Source organism: Microbacterium sp. ZXX196, from assembly GCF_009709595.1.
Lineage (GTDB): Bacteria > Actinomycetota > Actinomycetes > Actinomycetales > Microbacteriaceae > Microbacterium > Microbacterium excoecariae.
Genome location: NZ_WMEE01000010.1, coordinates 17,229 through 39,706, shown reverse-complemented (window position 1 = coordinate 39,706; position 22,478 = coordinate 17,229). Strand labels below are relative to the sequence as shown.

The window sequence follows — 22,478 nt, the reverse complement described above, 5'->3', positions numbered from 1 at the left end:
CCGTTAAGTCCACAGTTCTCCGGTAAGTCTCGCCCGGATCCGGGGGAGACTTACCGGAGAATTGTGGACTTGGCGACGGCGATCAGAGGGTCGATCGATGTGGCCTCGCCGACCGAGATGCGCACGCCGTCCGGGAACGGGCGGACCATGAGGCCCGCGTCCTCGAACGCGGTCGCCACGGCCGGATCCGTCGTCGGGAGCCACACGAAGTTCGACTGGCTGTCCGGCACGTCCCACCCCGCGTCGCGGAGGCCGGCCACGAGCCGGTCGCGGCGCTCGACGAGCTCCGCGACCCGGACGCGCACCTCCGCGTCCCGCGCGAGGCTCGCCAGCGCCGCGTGCTCCGCCTGCGCCGTGACCGAAAGCGGGATGAGCGTCGCGCGCGCGGCATCGAGGACGCGGGCGTCGCCGATCGCGTATCCGATGCGCAGGGCCGCCAGCCCGTACGCCTTGGAGAAGGTGCGCAGGACCACGACGTTCGGGTGCGAGGCGAACACGCGCTGGCCGAGCCCGTCGACGGCCTCCGGATCCGTCACAAACTCGGCGTAGGCCTCGTCGAGGATCACGAGGACGTCGGCGGGCACGGCGGCGACGAACTCCTCGAACTCGGCCCGCGTGATGATCGGGCCCGTCGGGTTGTTCGGCGTGCAGAGCATGATGCAGCGCGTGCGGTCGGTGACGGCTGCGGCCATCGCCGAGAGGTCGTGGCGGCCGTCCGGCCGGTTCGGGATCTGCACGCTCGTCGCGCCCGCCACGAGCGTGAGGCTCGGGTATGCCTCGAAGGAGCGCCAGGCGTACACCACCTCGTCGCCCGGGCCCGCCGCGGCCTGGAGGAACGCGGCGATGAGCGAGACGCTTCCCGCGCCCACGAGCACGTCGTCGGCGGTGACGCCGTAGCGGACGGCGAGCGCCGCGCGGAGCTGACCGGCCGTCGCATCCGGGTACCGGTTGAGGGCAACCTCGTCGCGCACGGCCTCAACGACGCCGGGCAGCGGCGCGAAGGGGTTCTCGTTGCTCGAGAGCTTGAATCCGTCGGCGCTCGCGGGGCGCCCCTGCCGGTAGGGCGGCAGCGCGGCGATCTCGGGGCGGACGCGGGGCAGGACGGGCTCGGTGCTCACGCGTCGATCCTACGCACGGCGCGCGTTCGGCAAACGCCGGGCCCGCGCGCGGGCTTCGCCTGTCACACTGGCCGCATGGGGTTCATCATCCGCTCGATCGTCAACGGGTTCGCCATCTGGGTGCTCTCGCTGATCCCGTTCCTTCAGATCTCGGTCACGCCGTTCGCGCCGGGGCGCGACCTGCAGCTGATCCTGACGCTCGTCGCGCTCGGGGCGCTGTTCGGCCTGGTCAATTCGATCATCGGCACGATCATCAAGATCGTCGCCTTCCCGCTGTTCGTCCTCACCCTCGGGCTCGTGTCGCTCCTCCTCAACGGCGTGCTCCTCATGATCACGGCGTGGGTGACCGGCTTCTGGGACTGGGGCCTCGCCGTCGGCGCGTTCTGGCCGGGCGTGCTCGCGGGGATCCTCCTCAGCGTCATCAACTGGGCGTTTGGCATCATCCTGCGGCCCCAGCAGAAGCGCCGCCGGTAGCGCCGCCCCGCTCGGCCGGCCCGGCCAGGCGCCGGCCCGGCGGGTCCTCCGGGGCGACGAAGATGAACCGCTCGACGCGGTCCGCCTCCCCCAGCGACGCGTAGTAGGCGGCCGTGTCGCCCGCGCGCGGATCCCCCGAGTGCTCGAAGGCCCACGCCGTTGACGCGTACGCGCTCACGCGGTGCGCGGGGAGCGACCACTCGAGGAGGCCGAGGTCCTCCTCGGCGAAGGGCCGCCGCACGAGCGCGCTGCCGTCGCCGCCGAGCGCGGCCGGGGATCCGCCGTCCGCGAGCGCCGCGACGGGGTCGTCCTCGTGCGCGATCGTCAGCGAGACCGCGTCGCCGACGGGGACGTGGAGCGGGGATCCGACCGTCGTGACGCGCTGGACGTCGAACGCGCTGTCGGTCGCGAGGCGCTGAGCGATCATCGCCCCCTGCGAGAACCCGACCGTGTCGACGACGGATCCCGGCTTCGCGCCCGCCTCCTCGAGCGCCGCGACGACGAAGTCGTACCCCTCCCCGCCCGGCTCGCCCAGGTACAGGCCGAGGTTGTTGCCCCAGGAGAACGGATCCGTGTCGTCCCACGGCATCTCGCTCGAGCCCGCGATGTAGACGGCGTACCGGTCCGGCGCGTCCGGCATCGCGTATCGCTCGACGAGGACCCGCTCGTTCATGTCGAAGCGAAAAAGCCCCTCAGAGTTCGGGATGCGCGCGACGGCCTCGGCGAGTCCGGCCGGCGCGCGCCCCGGACCCCGGCGAAACGACATAGGCACGAGGCCGCGCGGGCCGCCGCCCTCCCGGCGCCGGCGGTCGGCCCGCGCCGACTCGCCGAGGGATCCGCGCCCCATGCCGAGCGCGACGCGCCCCGCCGCGAGCACGGCGAGGAGCGTCGTGGCGGCGCGGACGCCGGCGGGGCCCGCGTCCGACATGTGCTCGACGAGCGCGTCGCCGGCGAGCGCGCGCCACGCGGCCCAGAGGTGGTCGGCCTGCGCGGCCGCCACAGGGTTCGCGGCCTCGAGCGCGGACAGCTCGCGGCTCGCGGCCGCGGCACCGGATCCGCCCATCGCGACCGCAGTACGCAGCTCGACGATCTCGTATGCGTCGGCGGCCTGCGCGAGCCCCGTCGCGAGCACCTCGGCCTCCGCGGCCCACGCGTGCGCGGTGTCGGGGCGGGCGAGGCCCGGACCGCCCGCGATCGCGGCCTGCGCCCCGGCGCGGGCGGCGGAACCGGCGGCCTCGCGCGCCGTCTCGGCCAGCGCGCGCACGCGGTGCGCGAGAAAGCGCAGCTCCGCCGGGTCGACGGCGACGACGGCGCCGTCGGTCACCTCGAGGCTCACGCGAGCACCGCCCGGTTCCCCGCCGCGAGCAGCTCCACGGCCGCGACCCTGAACTCCGCCGACGCCGCCGACGCCGCGGCCGCCAGCTCCTCGGCGCGCTCGCGGAAGGCCGTACCGGCGCGCGAGCGCCACCCCGCGTCGTCCGCGACCGAGGACAGCGCGCGGCCCACGACCGCCATCTCATCGGCCGCCGCCGCGAGCTCGTCCCGCGCCCGCCACAGCGCCTCGGCCCTCTCGAGTCCCGTCATCATGCCCCCAGCCTCGTCGGCGGCCGCCCGCCCCGGCCCGCGGGGAGGACGGATCCTCACACAACCCGTGCCGCGTGGGGGATGTGAACGAGCCGGGCCGCAGGATGTCCGCCCCGGCGCATAGGCTGGGAACTCCACTGCCCGCCTCGAACCGGAGGTGCCTTTTCCCATGACCGCCCTTCCCCCGCAGCCGCTCAGCCCCCTCGACGGCCGCTACCGCGCCGCGATGGGCACGCTGCCCGACTACCTGTCGGAGGCCGGCCTGAACCGCGCCCGCGTCGAGGTCGAGGTCGAGTGGCTGCTCCACCTCGCCGACAACCGCGTGTTCGGCACGGATCCGGTTCCCGTCGAGACGCAGGACAAGCTGCGCCTCGCGTACCTCGACTTCGGGCAGGAGGAGATCGACTGGCTCGCCGAGAAGGAGGCCGTCACGCGCCACGACGTCAAGGCCGTCGAATACCTCGTGCGCGACCGCCTCGAGCGCCTCGGCCTCGGCCACCTCGCCGAGCTGACGCACTTCGCCTGCACGAGCGAGGACATCAACTCCACGGCCTACGCCCTCACCGTCAAGCGCGCGGTGCAGGACGGCTGGCTGCCGACGTTCCGCGAGGTCATCGAGAAGCTCCGCGCCGTCTCGCTGGAGCTCGCCGACGCGCCGATGCTCGCCCGCACGCACGGCCAGCCCGCGACGCCGACGACGATGGGCAAGGAGCTCGGCGTCTTCGTGTGGCGACTCGAGCGCGTGCTCGCCCGCATCGAGGCGACCGAGTTCATGGCGAAGTTCTCGGGCGCGACGGGCACCTGGTCCGCGCACCTCGCCGCGGATCCGCTGGTCGCCTGGCCGCAGCTCACGCGCGAGTTCGTCGAGGGCCCGCTCGGCCTCACCTTCAACCCGCTGACGACCCAGATCGAGTCGCACGACTGGCAGGTCGAGCTCTACGACCACGTGCGCCACGCGGGCGCCATCCTGCACAACCTCGCGCAGGACATCTGGACGTACATCTCGCTCGGCTACTTCACGCAGATCCCCGTCGCGGGCGCGACCGGATCCTCGACCATGCCGCACAAGATCAACCCCATCAAGTTCGAGAACGCCGAGGCGAACCTCGAGATCGCGGGCGGGCTCCTCCAGACGCTCGGCCAGACGCTCGTCACCTCGCGCCTGCAGCGCGACCTCACCGACTCGACGACGCAGCGCAACATCGGCGTCGCGTTCGGGCACTCGCGCCTCGCGCTGACGAACCTGCTGGGCGGCCTCGACCAGATCTCGCTCGCGCGCGACGTGCTGCTGGCGGACCTCGACGGCAACTGGGAGGTGCTCGCGGAGGCAATCCAGACGGTGATCCGCGCCGAGGTCGTCGCCGGGCGCTCCGAGATCAATGACCCCTACGCGCTGCTCAAGGACCTCACGCGGGGGCACCGCCTGGGCGCGGACGACCTCGCGGAGTTCGTGCGCGGGCTGGACATCGTCGACGCCGCCAAGGAGCGCCTCATCGCGCTGACGCCGGCGACCTACACGGGCCTGGCGGAGAGCGTCGTGAAGTCGAAGATCGCCGGCTGACGCGCCCCCGAAACACGCGGGTGGCAGGATCGGGCCATGCTCAATCCTGCCACCCGTTCCCGTCTCCTCGACGTCATCGAGGAGGACATTGTCCCCCTCACGCGCGCGGGCGTCGCGCGCGGCAACAAGCTCTTCGGCGCCGCGATCCTGCGCCGGGACGACCTGTCAGTCGTCGTCGCGGAGACGAACAACGAGATCGAGAACCCGCTGTGGCACGGGGAGATCCACGCGATCAAGCGCTTCCACGAGCTGCCCGCGGCGGGGCGCCCGGATCCGTCCGAGTGCCTGTTCCTCGCGACGCACGAGCCGTGCTCGCTGTGCCTGTCCGGGATCGCGTGGGCGGGCTTTCCGGAATTCGCCTACCTGTTTAGCCACCAGGACTCGGCCGACGCCTTCGCGATCCCCCACGACATCCGGATCCTCAAGGCCGTCTACGCCGTGCCGGACCCGGATCGCGCCGAGCCCGCGCCCGGGCGGGACCTCTACAACCGCGACAACGCGTTCTTCACGAGCCACCCCATCGCGGGGCCGGCGGACCTGACGGACCGGATCGCGCGGATCGCGGGCACGTACGACGGGCTCTCGGCCACGTACCAGGCGTCCAAGGGCAGCGCGGGGATCCCCCACGCTTGAGGCCTAATCGTCGTCGAGGTCGCCCGCGTCGAGGAGGGGCAGGTCGGCGCGGCCGACGAGCTGGGACGAGACCGCGTACTCCACGAGGCGCGCGCGGCGGTTCATCGCGAGTTTGCCCGCGGACCCGCGCAACCCCTGCACCCCCATGCGGTCGAGCTTGTCGCAGACGTTGTCGAGCTTCCGGTTGAACTTGCTCATCGACCAGCCCAGCCGCTTCGCGGCGGTCGCGGACGACGGGAGGTCGCTCACGGACACGCCCTCGCGGCGCAGCATCGGCTCGGCCAGCGCCACGATGAGCTGCTTCTGCGACGGCGTGAGGCGGACCGGCATCACCGTCGTCTCGCCCGAGATCGACTCCCGCACCTGGCTGGAGACGGCGTACTGCGCCGCGGGGGCGTTCAGTGCCACCTCGTACGTCGTCGGCCCCGCCGTGAACACGACGACGCTGTGCTCGAACACGACCGGCAGGCGCGCGCCGGGCGAGAGCCACGACTGCACGGCCCCGCCCGCGCTCGAGACGGTCGCGGACAGGCGCGACCCGATGTTCGAGAGCCACCACAACCCCTCGGCGTAAGCCAGCTCGAGGAAAGTGCGGTGCAGATAGGGGTTGTCGTCGACCTCGAGGTCGCCCTCGCGTCCGATCGTGAAGGACTGCCCCGGCTGTACGACGTGGATCTCGCCCGAGAAGTCGACGCGGAGCGGCGGTGCATCGCTGCGGGTCTCCCGCCCCGGCACGGCCGTGTCGGCATCGACCTCGTGCGAGACACCCATGTTCTGCTGACCGTTCGTCATTCGTCCCCCGTTCACCTGCCATTGTGCCAAAGGCTGGCGTCAGAACAGGGACCCGTCCTCGTCCGACCCCTCCGTCGGCTGAGGCTCCGGCGCGCCGGCGGGGCGCCAGTCGACCGCCGTGCCGATAACGGGCGCCACGCGGCCGCCGCGCGGAAGCACCGCCTCGAGCGACGTGTCCGCGAGCGCGACGATCGGATCCATCGCGAGCGGCACGGCGACCATCTGGTCGACGATCGTCTTCTCGATCGCGACGCGCGTGTCGCGCGCGGCGTACGGATCCGTCGTGTGCGCGAGCTCGTCGATGAGCGCGTCGCGCGCATCGCTCGTGGCGCCCGTCGCGTTGAGCGCGCCGCCCGTGCCCCACACGGCGTCGATCTCGGCCGGGGTGGCGGGGATCGCCAGCCGCGTGATCTGCACGTCCCACTCCCCGCCGACCTCGACGACGCTGGCCGGGTCGGGGTTGCCGCAGTCGGCGGCGGCCCAGCCCGCCTCGGCGACCTGCGCGCGGAGCGCCTCGAACGCCGCCGTCGCGAACGCGGAGGTGCTGTCGTAGAGCACGCACACGGCGGAGTTCTCGGGGATCCCCGCGGCGATCCGCTCCTCCGCGGGGTCGCCGGTGCGGCGGAACGCGTCCGCGAAGCCCGCGTCCTCCTGCGCGATGTCGTAGCCCTCGTCGCCCGGGGCGAATAGCACGGCGGAGGCGGCGGGGTACGCGTCCTCCCACGCGCCGGCGGCGGCGGAGGTGACGTCCGTTCGATCGAACGCGCGGAGGAACACCGCGCGAACGGCGGGGTCGCTGAGCTTGCTGACCCCGTCGACCCGGGCGAGCAGTGTCCAGAGTTCGCCGCGGTCCGTGATGCTCACGCCGTGGTCGGTGCGCTCGAGGGTCCGGATCGCGTCGAAGTTCTCGCCCGTGGGGCGGACGGTCATGACGTCGTAGGCGTCGCCGAGGTCTGCCGGATCCTCGGCCGCGTCGCGCTGCAGGACGAGCGTCTCGTAGGCGGGCGTGCGCGTCCCGGTGTAGCGCGGGTTGGCGACGAGGGTGACCTTCTGGCCCTCTTCGTCCGGTCCGCCCTGTATGCCGTCGATGGCATACGGCCCGCTGGAGAGCGTGAGCTCGTCCGCCGCGACGAGCCCGCCCTTGCCCGTGACCGCAAAGCCCTCGTTCCAGAGCTGGGCGATCTGCTCGAGCGCGGCGGCGTCGCGCCCGGTGATCGCCTCGATGACGGCGGTCTTCGCGGCCATCGGGTCGTCGATGCCAAGGGCGCGCTGGCCCACGACGTGGGCCGGGACCGCGACGTCGATGGCCGTTTGCCAGTCGATCACCGGCTCGGTGTAGGTCACCTCGATGCGCCGCGCGAACTCGTCGTATGCCGGGACCTCCTCGGACAGCGCGAGCCCCGTGTCGGCCGCGGCGAACTCGACGTCGGTCGCGGCGCGGAGCCCCCCGGATCCCGCCGCCCATGCGAGCATCAGGTCGGCGGCGTCGAGCGCGATGCCGTCCGACCACACGGGCTCCGCGAGGTCATAAGAGACGACCAGGCCGCCGGCCGACTCCTCTTCGATCGTGACCTGGCCGAAGTCCTCGTTCGCGACGAGGGCGCCCGATTCGACGGTCGCGAATCGCGCCCGCGTCAGCGCGGCCACGTCGAGATCGCCGGCCGTCCGCTCGGCCGCGACGGCCGGGTTCAGGGTTGTGAGCGGGCCCTCCCAGGCGACGGCGGCGACGGATCCCGCCACGACGGTTCCGGGGGCGGCCACCCCGCCGCAGGCCGCCAGCGCACACGCCGCGGCGATGGCCGCGGCACCTGACATCGCTCGACGCACGGCCCTCACACCGCCAGCCTAGGCGCACGCGCGCCCCGCTCCGATGGGCAGTTCTGCCCGCGGGTCGTTCCGCCGCCTATGCGATGTACGGCACCGCGATGATCAGCGCGATCAACGCGAAAAGGGCCACGAGGACGAGGACGGCGAATCCGATGTTGCGCGTGCGCACGCGCGCCATCGCCAGGCGCGGCATCCGTGCGACGGCGCGCGCGTGCCGGCCGCGCACGAGCGGCCAGACCGACCAGGCCTCCACGTCGCGCGACAGGTCATCGACCACGTCGAGGACCTCGCGCCACCGCCGCGCGCGGGTCCCGGACGCGGGACCCCGGCTGTACAGGAAGAGGGTGTCGCCGAGAATTTCGACGTCGAACCGGCGCGCGAGCGCGAGGAATCGCTCGCGCACGTCGCCCGCGAAGAGGGCGCGCGCGATCCGCTCCGCGCCGGGCGCGACGTAGAGCCGCACGCGCTTTTCCGCGCCGATGTCCATGAGCTGCTCCGCGCGCGGCACCTGCGGGAGCGTCAGCCCCAGCAGCCCGTTGCCGTGGCCCGCGTCGAGGATCATGTGCGGCAGCCGCCCCGGCAACCGGATCGCCACGTACCCGCAGCGCCGCGCGAGGCGGCGCCACTCGCCCTCCGAGTAGGAGAGGTTGCCGACCTCGAAGCTCCGGCCGCGCCGCTTGCCGGACACGGCCATCCACCGTCGGTGCGTCGTGCCGGTCACGAACGGCAGCCCGTCGAAGCGCGCGTCGCGGGACAGCCAGGTGAACTGCATGTCGTTGCGGTCGGCGAACTCACCGATACGCGCCGCCCGGCGCGGCGACGACAGCCCCCGCAGGATCGCCGCCGTGGCGAGAAGCATCGGTCCGCCCACGATGAGCGTCCAGATCACGCGCGCCTCCTCGTCGGGGGCCCAGACGTGAAGCGCGAGGCCGATGAGGGCCGCGACGACGCCGCTCCCGCCGATGACCGCGTACGTCTCTCGCGTGTGGGCGACGATGCGGCGCGCCTCCACATTCTCCGGGCGCGCGACGAAGGCCGCGACCTCCTCCCGCGACGGGCGCTGCTCGAGGCGAGCAACATCCACCGCCGTCACCGCCTGGCTCCCCTCGCCACGCCCGAGCCCGAGGGGCGGTGCCAGCGCAACGTCGAGACGATGCCGTCGAGCAACGCTGTCACCGCGTCGACATCGGCATCGTCGGGAGCGGCCTCCTCCGGGCGCCCAAACACCGCCAGGAGCTCCAGCGCCCGCCGCCGGCCGGTACCCGGTACCGGGGCCACGTACAGAATGGAGCGAACGACGATCTGTTCATCCCCGGTCTTCTCGACGTGCTCGCTCTCGCGCCGGAGAACTCCACGGTTCGCACCGAGCGGGCGCGCACCGTCACGAACGATGAGCGATTTCACGTACCCATCCATGTCCTGGGTGGTCGGCATGCTCCTGATCGTCGCGATGATCGATGCCGGAAACGGCACGACCCACCGGCCCACGTCCTTCGTGGGGGCGAAGAACGCCACCACCCGTTCTCGACGCATCGTCTCCATCGAGGAGCGGAGCTCAGCGCGAAGCCGCGCAAAGGCCGTCATCGCCTCCGGACTTCCGATCTCCATGAACGCGCGACTCATGCGTTGTTCGAAGCCCGCTTCGACCCCCTGCGTCGGGCTAGACCGCTCCCATCCGGGTGGCATGGTCAGCTCAAACTCGGGATCGGGGACCGCCCCCAGCAGATCTCGAAGAGGTGCCTCGGTCGCGAACTCACCCATTGCTCGCACCTTCCTCAAGCACCTCTCCTGGCCACTCGTCCGACTGGACCACCGTGGTTCCCGCTCCCATCCGTCGGCTCTCGAATACGCGACCGTCCCCGTCCACGAGCCGCACCGCACTGAGCGTCGAGGCTATCTCGTCTCCGAATCGCACAAACGTCTCGACGGCGAGCGGGAGCACATGCGCCAGCATCCTGACGTCACCGCGGTCGAACTCGAAGATCGCCTCGAGCGTCGGTCCGGACGGCTCGTCGGCGCGTGCGCGCGTGTACTGGGTACCCGGCCCGACTGCGGAAGTCTCGTAGGGTGTGGCACGGAATCCGTGCCTCTCCCAGTCATTCTCCGCCGACGAAGGCAACACCACGAACAGGAGCCGGATCGGCCACAACGAGACCTCAGGCCACATCACCATTTCCCGGACCCTCCCGGGAACCTCAGACGCAGCGATCTCGGCCAAGAGGCGTTCCAGCGCACCGCGGACGAGCGGGTCGATGTGCGGGCCCCACGAGTCCATCACGAGCTCCGCGGCCTCGCTGATCCACTGCCGACGCACGTCGTCCTCGTGTGTCTCGGGAACGAACAGCCAGCCTTTCGGGTACGGCTCGACCTCAAGTTGCCAATGTCGTTGCATGCGCTACGAGGCCCCGCCCGACAACCATTCCGCCAGTTGCGATCCGTTATCGAGGGTGCCGTTGAAGGCATACAGCACCTTGAACTGCTCGTAGACGGGGTCTGCGACTTCGAGATACGGCCCGATGGGCTGTAGGCGCATGGCCATGTCGCCGATCGAAGCCAGATAGGGGGCCGCGGCGCTCGTGACCGCGTTTCCTGCGCCACGCGCGACCCCGGGGAACACGAGTTCGGGAAATACCCGGGCCACGCTTCCGTCAACGAGATTGCCCGCCGTGCCACCGAGCTTTGCAAACATTCCGAGATCAATCTTCGCCATCAGCGCGCCGAGCTTCCCGAGGGGCACAGCCCCGGCAATGTCGAGAAGGAGCGTGCCAAGGCTGACCTCGCCGCGCACATAGCGAATGAGCGAGACCACCGCGATGAGGCCCCCGACGATCATTCCGGCCAGAATGAACGGGCCACCGAAGATGAGCGCGAGGACACCCACCACGAGCGCAACCACCGTGAGGACGCCGTAAACCACCTTCAGGACATCGCCCCACCCGTCGGCCGGGCCGTCCTCGTGCGCGTCCTCGATCGCGTCGATCGCCGTGTTCCAGGCGTCTTCCCAATCGTTGTAGCAGGCGTCCCACGCGTTCGCCGCGTTCATCCACTCCTGGAACGCGTCGTACTTCTCGCGGTTGTCCTGCGCGTCCCCCGCGGCGTTCGGGTCGTCGTCGGACGGCGAGGCGGTGAGGTCGCCGTCACGGTCCCCCGGGAGCGTGTCGTACGCCTCCCACTTCTCGGACGCCAGCGTGTAGGCGCTGTCGATGTCCTCGGCGACGCTGTTCTCCAGGGCCCGCCCGTACGTGCGGATCGCCGAGGCCGTCGCGTAATACATCGACCCGGACTGGCCGAGGATCTCCCAGGTGTCGCCGACGAGCTCGCGCAGCTTGTCGACGGCCTGCCCCTGCTGCCCGTCCTCGCTCTCGGCCACCGCCTGCAGCGTGCGCGAGGCGGAGGTCATGTCGAGGGCGATGTCCACCATCTCCTGCGCGGCCGCGACCACGTCGCTCGCCGACGGCGCAAACTGCGCGATCCGCCGCCCCTCGGGGCTCGTCGGCCAGGTGACGTAGGAGCCGGGGCCCCAGCACATATCAGACATCTTCTCGCTCCCCCGAACGATCAGTAATCGGCGTTGCCGGGCACGTCGGCCCCGGACTCAAACTGCGCGGCGGCCTCGTCGTCGAACTGCGCGTATCCGTCGTGGATCTCCTGCGAGAAGTCGCGGATCGAGGTGAGGTCCTCCACGAGCGATTCCCGCTTGTCGTTCCAGCGGTCCTCGGTCTCCTCCGCGCGGTCGGTCAGCTCCGAGCGCCCGAAGGGCTCGCCGATGGCGCTGCGCAGCGCGCTGCCCTTGCTTCCCGTGTCCAGCTCGGTGATCATGCCCGAGAGCTTCTCGATCAGGCTCTCGAGCGTGGCGTAGCTGATGACGACATCAGGCATCGAAAACGTCCTCCCCCTCGGCGACGAAACAGGTTACGGCGAGACGGCAACCGTCTCGCCGCGACGCGTGCGGCGGTTCAGCCGCCGGCGAGCTGGTCGTCGAGGTCGCGGACCGCCTGCGCCATGTCGCGCAGCGCCGTGGCCATCTCGGACACCCCGTCCGCGGCATCCTTCATACCGTTCGTGAGATCCTCGTAGCCGTCGCGGAACTTGCCCGACGCCTTCTCCGTCTTGAACCCGTCCTCGACGAGGTCGTCGACATGGCCCTGCAGCTCGTCCAGCAGCGTGTCGATCGACTCCTTGCCGTCGTCCAGCTTCGTGGCCGTCGACTCCATCTCGTCGTATGTTGCGCCGAAATCGCTCATCGGTATCTGCCCCCAGGTCGTGGATTCGGCAGCCCGATCGGGCCGCCTGAGAACAACCTATGCGCGGGCCGGCGGATCCGCGATGGGGAGAAATGCCCATGCGGCCAGGGGCGCCTTCCCGCACGGATCCGCGTCAGGCGCGGTCGAGGCTGCTCCAGGATCCCAGCGGCGCGTTGATCGCCCGCAGGTACAGCTCATCGGAGACCAAGCCGCGATCGAGAGCGCGGGAGCGAGAACGGCGAAGCCCCGGATCCCGCCCGTGGCGTGGCGGTCAAACAGGACCCACCACATGAGCAGGGGCACGGCGACGATGGCGGCCCAGACGCCGATGGTCTGCGGTTCCGTCACGATCGTCCGTCCTCTCTCCGGGTCCGTGGCGGTGCTTCGGCGTTCAGCGCGTCGTCGGCGGCACCCAGCGCAGCGTGGACACCATCATGTCGAAGAGGCCGTGGACCGTCTCAATCTGCGGGTCGTCGCGGTGCAGGGTCGCGGGCCGGCCGTAGGTCGCCGCGAGCTCGAGGGCGCGCTGGCGGCGCGTGCCGGGGATGGGCGTGACGTAGAGGGTGGTCGCGACGACGATCTCCGCGCCGTCGTGCGTCTGACGCTCCTCGCGCTCGACCCGCACCACGCGCTTGTCCTCGAGAAGCGGGGTCCCGCCTTCGTGGGCGATGAGGTGCCGCACGTAGGCGTCGAGAGTCTGGTCGGGGCGACCGTGCCGGACCGTGGCGAGGACCGACATGGGCACGGGGAAGTACCCACGATCGTCGTCGTTGAAGGGCAGGAACATCGCGACGACGCGATGTTCCCTCATCTGCGAGAATGCGTCACGAAGCAGCTGGCCGCCGGTCGCCATCATGTCGGGCATGCCGTGCGCCATCGCGCGGGCGCGGATCGCGCGTTCAAACTCGCGCTCGGTGGTGTCGTCGGGCGATCGTCGCACCCATCCGTCCGGCAGCCGCAGCTCGAACTCGGGGTCGGGCCTCGCGCCGAGCTCCTCGCGCAGGGACATCCCGCTCACGCGGCACCCTCCGCGCCGTCCGGCCACTCCGCGTCGCGATCCGTCACGAAGCGCGCGGGCGGTGTCGCGCGGAACCGGCTGCCGTCGGAAAAGTCGATCTCGATCGAGTCGACGACCCCCTGCAGGCCCACGAGCGTCGAGAGGTAGAGCGCCTCCGGAGTGGGCTCGACGAACACCACGATGGCCATCTCGGCATCCGCGAACACCACGGCGCTCCGGAACATCGTCGTCGCGTCGTCCCCGAGCGCCGCGGCGCTCGACCCGGTCGCGATATAGCCGTCGCCCATGGCGAGCGACTCGTACGGCATGACCGTGTATCCGAGCTCCTCCCAGGCGGGGATCTCGCCGATCTCGACGCGGGAGACGCGCACGCGGCTCCGGATCGCGGCCGCGAACGGCCAGACCTCGAACACGAAGTCGTCCGCTCCGCGCACCTCGAGCGAGGCGCGCAACATGTGCTCGAGCGCCTCCGCGCTCGCCGTCGTGTCGGTGCCGGACCACGCCTCGAGCATGCGCGCGGCCACCTGACCGGGCCAGGCGGCGCGCTCCGCGGCGTCCAGGTCGTCCGGGATCATGAGCCACCCCGGGTCCGTCGTCGACACGTTCATGGTCGCGACCCGCCGCCGAGAGGCGCCCGTCATGCGCGAATCTTCCCTCGGCGCGTGCGCCGCATCGTCCACAGGTCGCCCAGCGGCAGGTCAAGCGCGCGCGCCTGCGTCGTCTGATCGATGAACCCGCGGTCCCGAAGAACCTGCAACGCCTGCGCGCGCACGTCGAGAGCGCGGCTCTGCTCGTCCTCGGGCAACGCCCGGAGCGTGTTCGCCACCTGGTGATGGCGCGCGATCTCGACCGGGGGTCCTTGCGAGAAGACGGCGTGCGAGATGAGCACCACGATCGCCAGCACGATGGTGAGGCAGGCGAGCACGAACGACAACAGCCCCTCGCCCTCGCCGGAGAAATACCAGTTCAGGATCCCCGCGCCGGTCAGGAGCGCGATGACGGACCCGATGATCGCCATGTGGTCCCGGCTCCGGCCACCCCGCACCCACGCGAGGAAGAAGAGCGTGAGGCCAACGATGCCCATCGCGAAGCTCAGGGGCATGAGAACGTCGCGCACGTCGTCGTCCATGGGCGCCGAGCTGAGCCCCGTGGACCCCATGATCCCCGGGATGGCGCCCTGCGGGCCGATCGTCGCGAACGCCCCGAACGTGAAGATCGACAGGATCGCCGCGACGATTCTGAGGTTGTGCGCCCGGCGCGTCGGCGATCGGCCGTCCAAAGCTTCGTTCGCGATGTGCTCCTCGATCTCCGACAGGCGGACGTGGGCGCGGCTCTCGACCCGACGCGCGTACGCCACCGCGTTCGGTTGCTTTTCGACGGACATCTCCCCAGCCTCTCAGAGGAAGTTGAGCCAGGGGTACTGGCTCTTCGGCGACTCGCCCTGCGTGACCTTCTCGACGCGACCCCACCAGCTCACGGCGTTGTCGGCGACCGTCGTCGTCGTCTCGAGGAGGATCCCCGGGGTCATCTTCGCGCCGTGCACGAATCCCTTCCCGAGCGACCGGAGGAAGCCCGCGTCTCCCACATCCAGCGCCGTGTAGTCGTCGATGGTCTTGGTCCAGCCGTCCGGGGTATTCCCCGTGAGCGCCTTGACGAAGGAGCCGCCCCATCCATTGAACGTGAACGGCTTCGCCCCTTCCGCGAGCTCATCGAACGCCTTCGTGTAGGTCGTCGGGTTCAGCGGGTTGCCGGTGAACAGGTCGTCGATCTTGTTGGCGGCCCCGTCGGGAAGCTGGCGGCCGAGGCGGCCGAGCTTGCCGAAGGGCACGAAGTCGACGAGCGCCCAGGCGACGCCACCCCACCCCGCCTTGTTGTGCGGGTCCACGGCCTGCACGATCGCGACGACGAGCGCGGCCACCGACACCACCGCGGCGATGATCGCGATGACCGGGCCGCCGACGAAGAGCGCGACGATCCCGACGGCGAGGCCGACCCAGCCAAGCACGTCGCCGAATACCTTGAAGAAGGTGCGCCAGCCGCCGTCCTCGATCTCGCCGGCCATCTCGTCGGTGATCCCGCTGACCGCCGTGTCGAAGGCCTCTTCCCACGTGTCGTAGTACCCGTCGAACGCCTCGGCCTCGGCCTCCCACGCCTCGTAGGCATTCTTCTTCGCCTGGTCCTCCTCGGCCTGCGCCTGCGCCTCGGGAGAGCCCTCGTCGGGTTGGAAGAGCCCGCCGGTACCGCGGGGATCCACGCTGCCGGGGAGCGAATCGTACGTCTGCCAGAGCCCCTCGCACTCGTCGACGGTGCCGTTCAGGGCGTACTTCACGTCCGCGAGCGCGACGCCGTACGCGGCGATGACCGGCCCCACCGGGGTGTAGAGGTCGCCGGCCTCGCGCAGCGTGGCGTACGAGTCACCGATCGTCTCGCGCAGCTTGTCGATCGCCTTCCCCTGGCCGCCCTCGGCGCGCGTGCTGATGACCTCGAGCACGGTCGCCGACTCGCTCATCTTCTCGCCAAGGCTCGCGATGGCGTTTCCCCGCTGCTCGATCGCAAACGGGTTCCCCTCGATCTTCTCGATGCTTCGTCCTCGCGGGGACGAATCCATTCCGCCGAAAAGTCCCATCAGCTCTCCTCAGGTGTCAGCGCGATCGCGGCGTCCGCGTCGAGCTGGTCCGTGTTATCGATGACGGTCGTCAGGTGTTCGAGTACCCCGCCCAACTGTTCGGCCAGGTTGTCGCGCTTGATGTCCCACCGCGTCTCGAAGTCCTCGACCCGGTCCTTGAGATCGCCCCGGCCGAACGGTTTGCCGATCTCGTCCTCGAGGTCCTCCGAGCGGTTGACCGCGTCGGCGAACTCCTCGGTGATGTCGGTGAGCTTCTCCTTGATGCTCTCGAGATCCTCGAGCGGGATGAAGAAGTCGTATGCCATGCCGTCCCCCGTGCCGTCTGTCCAAACTGTCGATGAAGCGTGCCGCGACGTGCCCGCCTCGTGCGCGACGTCCATCTAACGAAAACGGTACGAGACGCGCGCGCGGCCGCCAATGGGCAGAACTACCCGGCGGCGTCACACCTGCGGGCCCGCGGCCCGTTCCTCCTCCGCGCGCTGGGCCGCGAGGCGCGCCTCGCGGCGGGCCCGGCGCGCGGCGCGGGCGTCGGCGTCGCCCAGGCCCGCGGGCGGCGTGGGCGCCGTCTCCGCGGACGGCGCCGGAGCCGGCTCTGGCGCGCGCTCCGGCAGCCGGAACTCGCCCGCGGGCGCGGGCTGCTCGTCGTGCGCGACCGGCATCTGCAGGAGCACGGCGCGCCCCGCCTGCACGAACATGCCGCGCCCCTCGGGGAAGTCCGCGCGCTTGACGCGGCCGAACGGCACCTTGAAGAGCGTGTCGCCGTCGTAGGCGTCGGGCTTGAGGGCGATGCCCTGGCGGCCCGCCTTCCACTCGCCCATGACACCGGAGCCGCCGCCCGCGCGCGTCACGTCGGCGTCGCCGATGAGCATGTGGTCGCTCTCCCGGATCGCCTTCAGCAGCGCGCGCATGGGGCGATCCGCCGGCCCGTCGGCCAGGTGCGGCATGTCCTCGCAGACGACGAGGATCCGGAACGGGATCGTCTCGTCCGCGACGATCTCGGCCAGCTCGGTGGCGAGCTCCTTCTCGTCGTCGCCGCGCGTGGCGCTGCGCACCCACGGGCGGAAGTCGTTCAGCTCCGTGCGCCGGGTGCCGAAGTGGAACAGCTTCACCTCGGGGTCGAAGCGCTCCATCGCGATGATGAGCGACTTGAGCGCGTTGGTCTTGCCCGACGACGGCGGCCCCGTGACGATGAAGGACCCCGCGGGGTCGAAGCCGCGCGCCTCCAGCGTGTCGTCCGCGACGCCGAACACGGGCTGGCCGCCCGCGGTCGCCGGGAGCTTGCGGATGTCGATGTCGGTCGGCAGGGATCCGATGGCGGGCGCCTCGCGGGCGCCCTCCTCGCGCAGGCGCGCCGCGAGCTGGTCGAGGCGCTTGGCCTGCTCGGAGGTGTTCGACGTGCCCCCGAGGACCGCCATCTGCACCTCGCTCCGGTCGACGATCGCGCGCCCGGGGGGCGACTGGTCGGTGAGCACGTCTTTGTCCGCGCCGAGCAGCGTGTACTGGTTGACGTCGCTCAGGCGCAGGATCACGCGCCGCGAGATGTTCGAGGCGACCGCCGTCGGCACCGCGCCGCCGCGATCCGCCGTGATGACCGCGTGCACGCCGAGCGGCCGGCCCTCGCCGAGAATCCGCATGAACTCGCGGTAGAACGGCGCGCGCGCCGACGTGATCTCCCACTCCTTCTTGAACTCGGGGAAGTTGTCCACGAGCAGGAAGATGCGCGGCAGGGACGGATCCACGAGGTCGCGGTACTCCGACAGGTTCGAGGCGTGCGCGGCCGCAAATGCCTCGCCCCGCCGGTCGAGCTCGCGCCCAAGGGTGCGCAGGAGGCGCTGGATCCGCTCCGCGTCCTCGCCGTCGACGATGGATCCGACGTGCGGGAGCTTCTCGAGCACGCCGAGGGCGCCCGAGGCGAAGTCGAGGCCGTACACCTGGGCGGATCCGAGCTCCGGCCGCATGCCGGCGGCGGTGGCGATCGACTTGAGCACGGTGGACTTGCCCGCGCCCGAGGTGCCGAACACGAGGAGCGAGCCGTCGCGATCGGGCGCGAACCAGGTGGCGAGCTGCTGCTGGCGCTCCGGCAGGTCGGCGAGGCCCAGCGGGATCCGCCCGTCGCCCTCCAGCGGCAGGTCGGCGAGGTCGATGACCTCGGCCAGGTCGTCGAGCCACGGACGGCGGGGCGTGACAAGGCCGGCCCTCTCGTGCGCGCGGATGATCGTGCGCACGACGCGCTTTTGGTCGTTCGGCCCGAGATCCTCGTCGTGCGCGTCGCTCTCGGCCGGCCGCGCGGGCTCCCACTCGTGGATGGAGCCGAAGCGCAGCTCGGCGGCCCTGACCTCGGCCGTCGCGCCTTCGTCCGTGCGCGTCCACCCGCCCGCGTACGCCGACTGGAACGGCGTCAGGCGGCCGGGGCCGGTCTTCGCGATGCCCCGCCCCGGGAGGGACGGCGGGAAGGACGCGGCCACGGGGTCGTCGACGACGTCCTTCGAGTCGGCCTCGTCGGCCATGCGCAGCGCGACGCGGAGGTTCGTGTTCGCGCGGAGGTTGTCCTTGATCACGCCGGCAGGGCGCTGCGTGGCCATGATGAGGTGGATGCCGAGCGAGCGTCCGCGCTGCGCGATGTCCACGACGCCGTCGACAAACTCGGGCACCTCGCCCGCGAGCGCCGCGAACTCGTCGATCACGAGCACGAGCGCGGGCGGGGTCTCCGGGTCCTGGCGCTTCTCGAGCTCCAGGAGGTCCTTCGCCTTCTTCCGGTTGAACAGGTGCTCGCGGTAGTGCAGCTCGGCGCGCAGGCTCGTCAGCGCGCGGCGCACGAGGTGCGGGCTGAGGTCGGTGACGAGCCCGACGCAGTGCGGCAGCTCCACGCAGTCGGCGAAGGCGGATCCGCCCTTGTAGTCGACGAAGAGGAAGGTCACGCGATCGGGGCTGTGCGCGCTGGCGATGCCGAGGACCCAGGCCTGCAGGAACTCGGACTTGCCGGCGCCCGTCGTGCCGCCGACGAGGGCGTGCGGGCCCTGGGCCCGTAGGTCGAGGGTCATCGCGTCGCTCGCGCCCTGCCCGACGATCGCGCGGAGGTTGCCCGCCTTCTTCAGGCGCGGCCGCTCGGCGTCGGAGCGGTCGATGATGGTGTTGTTCTGCCGCCAGCGGTCGACGACGGCCTGCGGATCCTCCGCGATGTCGGCCCCCACGAGCGACAGGAACATGACGGATCCAGGGATATCCGACTCGTCGTGCACCACGGTGGACGCGTCGACGACCGGCGCGAGGCGCTTGGCGAGCATGTCCATGTACGCGCCCGACACGCCCTCGACGCGCGCGTGCCGATAGGTCTCGCCCGAGCGGACGATGCCCACGGTGACGTCGTCGAGGCCGTTGCTGACGTCCATGTAGCTGCGGCACGCCGCCGGCAGCGACTCGACCGTCGGCGAGACGAACACGGCGTGCACGCCGACGTCGGCGCCGAGCTCGAGCACCTGCGTGAGCCGCGCGCGGTCGACGGGGGCGTCGTTCGTGACGAACACGACCACCGAGATCCGCTTCTTCGCGTCCGTCTCCTCGCCCGCGCGGTGCACGTCGGTGCCGTACCGCATGGGGTTCCAGGTCTCGGAGAAGGGGCCGCGGTGCGACGGCGCCTTCACGAGGCGCGAGACGTATTCCTCGAGCGAGCTCAGCAGCGCGTTGGCCGTCGGCTCCGTGTCGGCGAGCGGGAGGTCGCGGAACGGGCTCGTCTCGGTCGAGGTGTGCGGCAGCCACTTGATCCACTCGAGCTGCGAGACCCACTCGGCGTCGGCGAACGCGACGGTCACGACCTCGTTCGGGGCGTGCAGGCCGAACACCTGCACGGCCAGGCCGCGCATCGCGTCCGCCGCGAGCGCCTCGGGCCCGGCGACGCCGATCGACCCCGCGGCCGGGAATGACTCGAGCACGGGAACGGCGTGCACGTCGCGGTAGCGCTCGCGCAGCCGGTCGACGCGCGCGATGTACTCGGGCAGGCCATCCTGCGTCTCCTGCTCGCGGATCCCGTTGCGCGAGGGCGCCGTGCACGTGCCGAGCCGCACCGCGAGAAAGTTCCAGTGCTCGGGCCGCCTTGTCCAGAGCAGCGGGCCGAGGCGCATGGCGTGCTCGAAGACCTCCGCGACGGGCGGCACCTCCTCGTTGCGCGCGCGCTCCTCCTCCGGCTTCTCGAGGTAGAACGTCTCCTCGAGCGACTCGAACTGGCGCTCGAACAGCTGCAGCTCGTGGTTGCGCTTGTTCTTCGCCTGCATGCGCTGGTTCACGAAGTTCCCGAGCGCCATGAGGGGGGTCATGAAGATGAGCAGGAGCGCGCGCGGCCGCTCGGTGAGGAAGTAGATCGACAGCGCCATGATGATCGGCGCGACGAGGATCGTCCAGGGGAAGATCTTCGACAGCATCTCCGTCGGCATGCGCGGCGGCGTGTGCTCCACGCCCGGGTAGCGCACCTCGACGCGCGGGCTGCGGTTGAACCGCAGGCCGCCGCCGCGCTCGAGCACGGGGTCGGCGGCCTCCGCGTCGTAGTCGGCGGAGAAGAACAACACGAGCGTGGATCCGCCGATCACGAACGGCTGGCCCGCCTCGAGGCGCACGCGCTGAACGGGCGAGCCGTCGACGACGACGCCGTTGGCGGAGTTGAGGTCGACGACCTCGATGAAGCTCGAGACCTCGAGGCGCGCGTGGCGGGCCGAGACCATCGGATCCGGCAGCGTGACGTCGTTCGAGCCGCCGCGGCCGATGAAGGAGTGGCCGTAGGGGACGGGGAAGTCCTGGCCCTGGAGCGGGCCGTCGATCGCGCGGAGGACGGCCACGACCTGGCGGCCGTCGACGGCGCGCGCGTGGTGCGGGCCGAGGTTGTGGATCGCCGCGGCGAACCCGGATCCGATCGGCGCCTCTCCCATCGGGACGTCGGGCTGGAGCGGCTCGAGCCGGTCGGCCGTGGGCGGGGCGACGGCGAGGGTCAGGGTGTCGTCGGGGCCCGCGGCGACCGTGCGGGCGGGGTCGGCCTCGGCGATGTGCCGCGCGACGTCTCCCGCGGTGGCGGTGGAGTCGGCGGTGACGACGATGTCGACGGGGTCGACGCCGGTTCGGTGGAGGGTGAGCTTGACCTTCACGCGGCAGCCTCCTTCGGCTGGGGGTCAGGGGCCGTGCGAGCGAGGATCACGCGCGCTCGATTCGGATCGTGCGGTCGCCGAAGGCGACGACGTCGCCCGGCCGCACGAGGACGGAGGTGCCGGCCGGGACGGGCCGTTCGGCCTCGCCCCGGCGGATCGAGGTGCCGTTCGTGGATCCGAGGTCGCGGATCTCGACGCCGTCGGCGCGCGGCGCGAGCGCGACGTGCGTCTTCGAGATCGAGCGGGTGTCGTCGGGGATCGCGACGGGCCGCGCTCCCGCGAAGCCGCCGTCGCCCTGCGGGTCGCGACCGACGAGGATCGGGCCCGCGAGCGCGAGGGCGCCGCCCGTGTCGAGGACGAGGCGGAACGCTGGCGCGGCGGGGGCGGGGTCGGCGGGGAGCGGGTCGGGCTCGGGCTCCGCGGGCCGCGGGGCGGGTTCGGCGCGCGGCGCCGGATCGACCCGGGGCGCGGGCTCCGCGGGCCGCGGGGCCGGGTCCGCGCGCGGCGCCGGATCGACCCGGGGCGCGGGCTCCGGGGCGCGCGGCGCGGGGGCCGCGGGCGGGGCCGACGTGAGGTCGGCGGGCATCCCGAGCACGATCGCGGGGGCCTGCGGATCCGCCTGCCGCGGCGGCCGGGCGGCAAGGCCCACAGCCCCCTCGGCGCCGCGGCCCGCGCGCGCCACGCCGAGCACGCCCGCGCTCACGCGGCCCGCGGGGCGATAGGCCTCCGGCGCGCCCGAGTGGGTCGCGAGGGACGGCAACTCCGGCGCCTCGGGCGCCGCCTCCACGCGCACCATCTTGCGCGCGATCCGCATGCGCTTGTCGTCGTAGGGCTGCAGGCCGCGGCGCACGTCGATGAGCCAGACGCTCGAGGCGCGGTCGTGCCACGCGCGGCCGCGGCGCTCTGGATCCCACATGACCGACAGGAACATCACGACGTAGCCCGCCACCGGCACGAGCCCGGCCGCGCCGACGAGCACCACGCGCCACACAACCCGCCAGAAGCCGGGCCGCTCGAGGGTGGCGACGTGGATGGTGCGCACCCCGACCGAGGCCTTGCCGATCGTGAACCCGCGGCGGCCGTGGAGGACGAGCTGCACGACCGCGAGCGCGAGCGTCAGCACCGCGGTCACGCCGGCCATGATCATGGCGAGGAGGAACTGGGGGTGGGTGAGGAAGCCGTAGGCGCTCACCTCGGCGCGGAGGAAGAGCAGGACGAGCGGCAGCGTGCCGAGCGCGTACGGGAGCTGCACCAGCGCGTAGATGGCGATGTCGATCGCGACCGCGAGCGCCCGGCGCCCGTAGGGGGCGGGAAGGATCCCGAGAGCCGCCGCGTAGGCGGGATCCGGGGTGCCGTCGGCGCGGATACCCTCGATCTCACGCTCGCCCTCGTCGAGCTCCCAGATCGTCGTCACGCGCCACCTCCCCCGGGTGCACGGGCGGCGGATCCGCCCGAGGGAACACGTTACCGAT

General features: G+C 71.6%; 22 protein-coding genes. 3 read left to right on the top strand and 19 right to left on the bottom strand.

What is annotated here, in order from left to right:
* Window positions 1–50 precede the first annotated feature (50 nt).
* Window positions 51–1,118 carry a histidinol-phosphate transaminase gene (locus tag GJQ66_RS09620; protein ID WP_368732853.1) on the bottom strand — a complete coding sequence of 356 codons (1,068 nt, stop codon included), beginning with the start codon at window positions 1,116–1,118 and terminating at the stop codon, window positions 51–53.
* A 75-nt stretch (window positions 1,119–1,193) separates the two neighbouring features.
* Between GJQ66_RS09620 and GJQ66_RS09615 the strand changes: the two genes are divergently transcribed.
* Window positions 1,194–1,592 (top strand): phage holin family protein, encoded by a 399-nt coding sequence (locus tag GJQ66_RS09615; RefSeq protein WP_155049126.1) that lies wholly within the window; start codon window positions 1,194–1,196, stop codon window positions 1,590–1,592.
* Here GJQ66_RS09615 and GJQ66_RS09610 read toward each other — a convergent pair.
* Entirely contained in the window at window positions 1,558–2,928 is a 1,371-nt protein-coding gene (locus tag GJQ66_RS09610; RefSeq protein WP_155049125.1) for a hypothetical protein, read from the bottom strand. The two genes, GJQ66_RS09615 and GJQ66_RS09610, sit on opposite strands and share 35 nt — an antisense overlap.
* Entirely contained in the window at window positions 2,925–3,179 is a 255-nt protein-coding gene (locus GJQ66_RS09605) for a hypothetical protein (protein WP_155049123.1), read from the bottom strand. Before GJQ66_RS09605 ends, GJQ66_RS09610 begins: the two co-directional genes overlap by 4 nt.
* 166 nt (window positions 3,180–3,345) lie before the next feature.
* Between GJQ66_RS09605 and purB the strand changes: the two genes are divergently transcribed.
* Together purB and GJQ66_RS09595 are read left to right on the top strand one after the other, a co-directional pair.
* Window positions 3,346–4,737: an adenylosuccinate lyase gene (purB, locus tag GJQ66_RS09600; RefSeq protein WP_155049122.1), complete on the top strand. Its 1,392-nt coding sequence runs from the start codon at window positions 3,346–3,348 to the stop codon at window positions 4,735–4,737.
* 36 nt (window positions 4,738–4,773) lie between these two features.
* The gene (locus GJQ66_RS09595) at window positions 4,774–5,370 is read left to right on the top strand and encodes a nucleoside deaminase (RefSeq protein WP_155049120.1); all 597 of its coding nucleotides are present in this window, start codon (window positions 4,774–4,776) and stop codon (window positions 5,368–5,370) included.
* Between the two features lie 3 nt (window positions 5,371–5,373).
* On the opposite strand, the gene GJQ66_RS09590 is transcribed toward GJQ66_RS09595, so the two are convergent.
* From GJQ66_RS09590 to GJQ66_RS09515, 16 genes are all read right to left on the bottom strand, one after another.
* Window positions 5,374–6,162 (bottom strand): hypothetical protein, encoded by a 789-nt coding sequence (locus GJQ66_RS09590; protein ID WP_230379508.1) that lies wholly within the window; start codon window positions 6,160–6,162, stop codon window positions 5,374–5,376.
* Window positions 6,163–6,201: 39 nt separating this feature from the next.
* A complete protein-coding gene (locus GJQ66_RS09585) occupies window positions 6,202–7,998 on the bottom strand; it encodes a hypothetical protein (protein WP_155049118.1) in 1,797 nt (598 codons plus the stop codon).
* A gap of 67 nt (window positions 7,999–8,065) precedes the next feature.
* Window positions 8,066–9,082 (bottom strand): hypothetical protein, encoded by a 1,017-nt coding sequence (locus GJQ66_RS09580; protein WP_155049114.1) that lies wholly within the window; start codon window positions 9,080–9,082, stop codon window positions 8,066–8,068.
* A complete protein-coding gene (locus GJQ66_RS09575; protein WP_155049113.1) occupies window positions 9,079–9,750 on the bottom strand; it encodes a hypothetical protein in 672 nt (223 codons plus the stop codon). Before GJQ66_RS09575 ends, GJQ66_RS09580 begins: the two co-directional genes overlap by 4 nt.
* Complete coding sequence (locus GJQ66_RS09570; RefSeq protein WP_155049111.1) at window positions 9,743–10,381, bottom strand: hypothetical protein; 639 nt, start codon at window positions 10,379–10,381, stop codon at window positions 9,743–9,745. Before GJQ66_RS09570 ends, GJQ66_RS09575 begins: the two co-directional genes overlap by 8 nt.
* A 3-nt stretch (window positions 10,382–10,384) precedes the next feature.
* Entirely contained in the window at window positions 10,385–11,527 is a 1,143-nt protein-coding gene (locus tag GJQ66_RS09565; RefSeq protein WP_155049109.1) for a hypothetical protein, read from the bottom strand.
* Window positions 11,528–11,547: 20 nt separating this feature from the next.
* The gene (locus GJQ66_RS09560) at window positions 11,548–11,868 is read right to left on the bottom strand and encodes a hypothetical protein (RefSeq protein ID WP_155049108.1); all 321 of its coding nucleotides are present in this window, start codon (window positions 11,866–11,868) and stop codon (window positions 11,548–11,550) included.
* A 77-nt stretch (window positions 11,869–11,945) separates the two neighbouring features.
* Window positions 11,946–12,233 (bottom strand): WXG100 family type VII secretion target, encoded by a 288-nt coding sequence (locus tag GJQ66_RS09555; RefSeq protein WP_196215849.1) that lies wholly within the window; start codon window positions 12,231–12,233, stop codon window positions 11,946–11,948.
* 57 nt (window positions 12,234–12,290) lie between these two features.
* On the bottom strand, window positions 12,291–12,581 hold the full coding sequence (locus GJQ66_RS09550; RefSeq protein WP_155049106.1) for a hypothetical protein: 291 nt from the start codon (window positions 12,579–12,581) through the stop codon (window positions 12,291–12,293).
* 43 nt (window positions 12,582–12,624) lie between these two features.
* Window positions 12,625–13,251: a hypothetical protein gene (locus GJQ66_RS09545; protein ID WP_155049104.1), complete on the bottom strand. Its 627-nt coding sequence runs from the start codon at window positions 13,249–13,251 to the stop codon at window positions 12,625–12,627.
* Complete coding sequence (locus GJQ66_RS09540; protein WP_155049102.1) at window positions 13,248–13,892, bottom strand: hypothetical protein; 645 nt, start codon at window positions 13,890–13,892, stop codon at window positions 13,248–13,250. The genes GJQ66_RS09545 and GJQ66_RS09540 overlap by 4 nt, the downstream gene beginning before the upstream one ends.
* A complete protein-coding gene (locus tag GJQ66_RS09535; RefSeq protein ID WP_155049100.1) occupies window positions 13,889–14,635 on the bottom strand; it encodes a hypothetical protein in 747 nt (248 codons plus the stop codon). Before GJQ66_RS09535 ends, GJQ66_RS09540 begins: the two co-directional genes overlap by 4 nt.
* A 12-nt stretch (window positions 14,636–14,647) precedes the next feature.
* Complete coding sequence (locus tag GJQ66_RS09530) at window positions 14,648–15,877, bottom strand: hypothetical protein (protein WP_155049099.1); 1,230 nt, start codon at window positions 15,875–15,877, stop codon at window positions 14,648–14,650.
* Window positions 15,877–16,257, bottom strand: a complete 381-nt coding sequence (locus tag GJQ66_RS09525; RefSeq protein ID WP_155049097.1) for a flagellar protein FlgN — start codon at window positions 16,255–16,257, stop codon at window positions 15,877–15,879. The genes GJQ66_RS09530 and GJQ66_RS09525 overlap by 1 nt, the downstream gene beginning before the upstream one ends.
* Before the next feature lie 60 nt (window positions 16,258–16,317).
* Window positions 16,318–21,006 carry an FtsK/SpoIIIE domain-containing protein gene (locus tag GJQ66_RS09520; protein ID WP_368732852.1) on the bottom strand — a complete coding sequence of 1,563 codons (4,689 nt, stop codon included), beginning with the start codon at window positions 21,004–21,006 and terminating at the stop codon, window positions 16,318–16,320.
* Between the two features lie 46 nt (window positions 21,007–21,052).
* On the bottom strand, window positions 21,053–22,420 hold the full coding sequence (locus tag GJQ66_RS09515) for an RDD family protein (RefSeq protein ID WP_155049096.1): 1,368 nt from the start codon (window positions 22,418–22,420) through the stop codon (window positions 21,053–21,055).
* Window positions 22,421–22,478: the final 58 nt, after the last annotated feature.

Excerpts from the sequence above, each read along its gene's own strand:
- GJQ66_RS09575 (WP_155049113.1), bottom strand. The coding sequence starts at position 9,750 with ATGGGTGAGTTCGCGACCGAGGCACCTCTTCGAGATCTGCTGGGGGCG.
- GJQ66_RS09605 (WP_155049123.1), bottom strand. The coding sequence starts at position 3,179 with ATGATGACGGGACTCGAGAGGGCCGAGGCGCTGTGGCGGGCGCGGGAC.
- purB (WP_155049122.1), top strand. The coding sequence starts at position 3,346 with ATGACCGCCCTTCCCCCGCAGCCGCTCAGCCCCCTCGACGGCCGCTAC.
- GJQ66_RS09555 (WP_196215849.1), bottom strand. The coding sequence starts at position 12,233 with ATGAGCGATTTCGGCGCAACATACGACGAGATGGAGTCGACGGCCACG.
- GJQ66_RS09535 (WP_155049100.1), bottom strand. The coding sequence starts at position 14,635 with ATGTCCGTCGAAAAGCAACCGAACGCGGTGGCGTACGCGCGTCGGGTC.
- GJQ66_RS09590 (WP_230379508.1), bottom strand. The coding sequence starts at position 6,162 with ATGACGAACGGTCAGCAGAACATGGGTGTCTCGCACGAGGTCGATGCC.
- GJQ66_RS09560 (WP_155049108.1), bottom strand. The coding sequence starts at position 11,868 with ATGCCTGATGTCGTCATCAGCTACGCCACGCTCGAGAGCCTGATCGAG.
- GJQ66_RS09615 (WP_155049126.1), top strand. The coding sequence starts at position 1,194 with ATGGGGTTCATCATCCGCTCGATCGTCAACGGGTTCGCCATCTGGGTG.
- GJQ66_RS09595 (WP_155049120.1), top strand. The coding sequence starts at position 4,774 with ATGCTCAATCCTGCCACCCGTTCCCGTCTCCTCGACGTCATCGAGGAG.
- GJQ66_RS09530 (WP_155049099.1), bottom strand. The coding sequence starts at position 15,877 with ATGGGACTTTTCGGCGGAATGGATTCGTCCCCGCGAGGACGAAGCATC.
- GJQ66_RS09565 (WP_155049109.1), bottom strand. The coding sequence starts at position 11,527 with ATGTCTGATATGTGCTGGGGCCCCGGCTCCTACGTCACCTGGCCGACG.
- GJQ66_RS09570 (WP_155049111.1), bottom strand. The coding sequence starts at position 10,381 with ATGCAACGACATTGGCAACTTGAGGTCGAGCCGTACCCGAAAGGCTGG.
- GJQ66_RS09540 (WP_155049102.1), bottom strand. The coding sequence starts at position 13,892 with ATGACGGGCGCCTCTCGGCGGCGGGTCGCGACCATGAACGTGTCGACG.
- GJQ66_RS09525 (WP_155049097.1), bottom strand. The coding sequence starts at position 16,257 with ATGGACGTCGCGCACGAGGCGGGCACGTCGCGGCACGCTTCATCGACA.